Origin of the sequence: Ilyobacter sp. (assembly GCF_041583315.1) — a bacterium.
Classification (GTDB): domain Bacteria; phylum Fusobacteriota; class Fusobacteriia; order Fusobacteriales; family Fusobacteriaceae; genus Ilyobacter.
This window is the reverse complement of the sequence record NZ_JBFHGC010000351.1, coordinates 1-3,120: the sequence shown is the minus strand read 5'-3', so window position 1 is coordinate 3,120 and position 3,120 is coordinate 1. Positions and strand designations below refer to the sequence as shown.

Here is a 3,120-nt window from a genome sequence, read left to right as displayed (position 1 = left end):
TAATGACAGCAATGAATTACCTATCGCGTACAACATTGCATGGTCTGAGCAGAAAGCTGTAATTGTACTACTTGCTCTTTTACACCTTGGAGTTAAAAATATCCACTTAGGACCTACATTACCAGCATTCCTTTCACCAAATGTTGTAAATGTTCTTGTTGAAAACTTCGGTATCGCTGGTATCTCAAGCGCAGATGAAGATATAAAGATGTTCTTAGGAAACTAATAACAAATATTTGGTGTAGAAATACACAGTAAAAAAATCAATCGTTATTTATGCAGATACATGATTTTGTATCCCTCCCCCAAACCACCTTCCCGCCCCCCGGGAAGGTGGTTTTTTTTTATATCTTTTCTTTTTTTAGTTTAAGAGGCATCTCCTTCAGCCTCTTAAACTCAGAAAATACAAAGTAGGATGTAAATAAAGCTAAAATAAAATCAGTAACAGGAGCAGCCATCCATACTCCTTTGAGTCCGAAATATTTTGGTAAAATATAAAGTAACGGAAGCATAAGCCCAAACTGCCTGAGCATATTTATAACAGTTGTAACCTTTGCTCTTCCCACTGCCTGAAAATAACTTCCCCCTATAGTGTGAAATCCCATAAAGAGAACCATGCTGAAAAATATTCTGAGAGCCCCCTCTGTTAGTTTAAAGAGTTCCGGGTCATTTTTTATAAATGGAGATATAAGAACATGCGGTATAAACATAGCCATTGTAAATCCCGCTGCAGATACTATCAGAGCGGTTTTCATGGATATTTTATACGCTTCCCTAACTCTGCTGTATATCCCGGCACCGTAGTTGAATCCAAGTATCGGCTGACTTCCCTGATATATCCCCACAAGAGGCATAAAAAACAAAGTACTCAAGCTGTTTATTATTCCAAAGGCAGCTATGGCTATGTCTCCTCCGTATATATTCAGATTTTTATTTATAAATATCACCACTATGGAATTGGACATCTGCATTATAAACGGAGCCACCCCTATACTGGCAATCTCCCTTATCACTGCCAAATCCAGCTTCATATTTTTAGCTCTGAAGGTTATCCTGCTCCTTCCCCCAAGAAAATGTCTCAACTGTAAATAAGCCACCAGAACATTGGATATCACTGTGGCCAGAGCCGCTCCCTTTATCCCCATATGAAAGACAAAAATAAACAGCGGGTCCAAAACTATATTTAACCCGCATCCCACCAGACTCATTCTCATTGCTGTTTTTGGATTCCCCTCACCTCTTATTATATGATTCATTCCTATAAACATAAGCTGAAAAGGAGTGGCAAAAAATATAAGCGACATGTAATCCTTAGCGTAGATAATGTTATTGGAAGTGGCCCCGAAGAGACTAAGTATATCGTCTAAAAAAACCAGCCCAAATACAGAAAACAAGACTCCTATTATTACAAAAAGAGCTATGGCATTACCCAAAATCTTTTCTGCATACTCTTCTTTCCTGGCTCCTAGACTTATGGAGATAAGGGATCCTCCTCCCATTCCTATGAGCAGCCCTGTGGCCAGAATAAAGGTAAACAGAGGCAGAGTTATACTGAGTCCGGCTATGGCAAGACGTCCCACTCCAAAGCTTATAAATATCCTGTCTACAATATTGTAAAGTATGTAAACCAGTGTCCCTGCAACTGCAGGAAGAGAATATTCCCACAGCAGCTTGGGAATGCTTTCCTCTTCCAGTCTTCTTCTTTTATCCATAAAAACTTCCTCCTAAATATGTATACGGTCAGTAATAAATTGTCCCAATAAAAAATTGCAGGCATCCACCTACAATTTTTTTATACAGACAATAATCATTTTAGATTTATTTTTTCTTTTTCAGTTTATCAATAAATCCTTTGAATCCCTTTTTAGAGCCGGAAACATCCTTCATCTCCTGCTGTTCCTTGTGGTAGTTTGACCAGTTGGGATTGTTTTTCATATTTTTCTTTACCTGTTTCATATATTTATATGTATTCTTACTCATGTTGTATTTGTTTTTTACATTATTTTTTATATCTATCATTGTCTGACCGGCATCTTTAAAAATTGTAAGTATCTTATTTGTAATCTGCTTCGGTTTTGTGTATTTATAGACCTCTTTACAATTAGGACATCTATACTTTGCAGGTTTATCCATTATTTTCATTTTCTTCTTACACTTTGGACACTTTATGACTAATTTTTTCATAACATACTCCTTTTCTAGAGGATCTCTTCAAACTCCCATATTAGCTGTTCTCTGATCTCTTCATATCCCTCTAATGTTTCTATTTTAACATTATTCCCGTAAAGTTTGATCTCAAAATCACCTATTTTTCTAGATAAGTTATCTTTTCTGACTTTTTTTCTGGAAAAGATAAAGGCTCTTTTCTCTACTTCACCCTCTACTTCTACCAGAAGCATACCCTTTCTAAAGCCTACGATCTTAACATTTAGAGCTTTTTCCACTATTGCCTTCTTCTCTCTCTTTTCTTTTCTTGCTTCTGAATTTTGCCTTTTGTTCTCTGTGGCCGCCTTGAATTTTTTATTTTCTTCTATTCTCTTAGACTTCCTCATATTTTTCAGCTTTCCAAAATCTTTTCCTTTAGGTTTATCTTTGCTTACATCTTTTCTCATTTTTCCTCCAAAATTTTCATACTCTTGAAATTACATTATACTTTAAAAACCATTTTTCTTCAACAAATACTCTGTTAAACTTCATTTTCTGAGAAAAAAATATTCTGTCGGCTCCAGAAAGTTGCAATTAATATTAATCCGGTGGAAGACCGCTTTGATTTAATTAGTTTTATTTTTGTTCATATACATATTAATTACTTTGGTCGTCTGCAAAAAAAGTTTATTGTCTTTAATTTTATTGGGAATTGTATTATAATTGTCTGGTACCGTATAATCAAAAAAACAACTGAATTTTCTTTGATACTGTTCAGGTTTTTTTTAAATAAATACTCACATAGAAAAAGGAGCTTTTTATGAAAAACAAACTCGAAACCGGGGATATAAAAAAACTCCTTATGGAGTTTGCCATACCCTCTATAATTGGCTCTACCATTGTCATGATCTATACTATAATCGACCGTATCTTCATGGGACAACGCCTAGGAGCCGAAGCCTTAGCAGGAGTCAC

General features: G+C 35.5%; 3 protein-coding genes and 1 pseudogene. 1 reads left to right on the top strand and 3 read right to left on the bottom strand.

Annotated features, from left to right (window positions below; all coding sequences use genetic code 11):
• Window positions 1-226: pseudogene (locus ABZA26_RS11210) on the top strand (hydroxylamine reductase); the annotation flags it as partial.
• A 118-nt stretch (window positions 227-344) separates the two neighbouring features.
• Here ABZA26_RS11210 and ABZA26_RS11205 read toward each other — a convergent pair.
• The 3 genes from ABZA26_RS11205 to ABZA26_RS11195 form a co-directional block, all read right to left on the bottom strand.
• A complete protein-coding gene (locus ABZA26_RS11205) occupies window positions 345-1,712 on the bottom strand; it encodes an MATE family efflux transporter (protein WP_372714614.1) in 1,368 nt (455 codons plus the stop codon).
• A 106-nt stretch (window positions 1,713-1,818) separates the two neighbouring features.
• Entirely contained in the window at window positions 1,819-2,184 is a 366-nt protein-coding gene (locus ABZA26_RS11200; protein ID WP_372714613.1) for a hypothetical protein, read from the bottom strand.
• A gap of 14 nt (window positions 2,185-2,198) precedes the next feature.
• A complete protein-coding gene (locus tag ABZA26_RS11195; protein ID WP_372714612.1) occupies window positions 2,199-2,612 on the bottom strand; it encodes a hypothetical protein in 414 nt (137 codons plus the stop codon).
• Window positions 2,613-3,120: the final 508 nt, after the last annotated feature.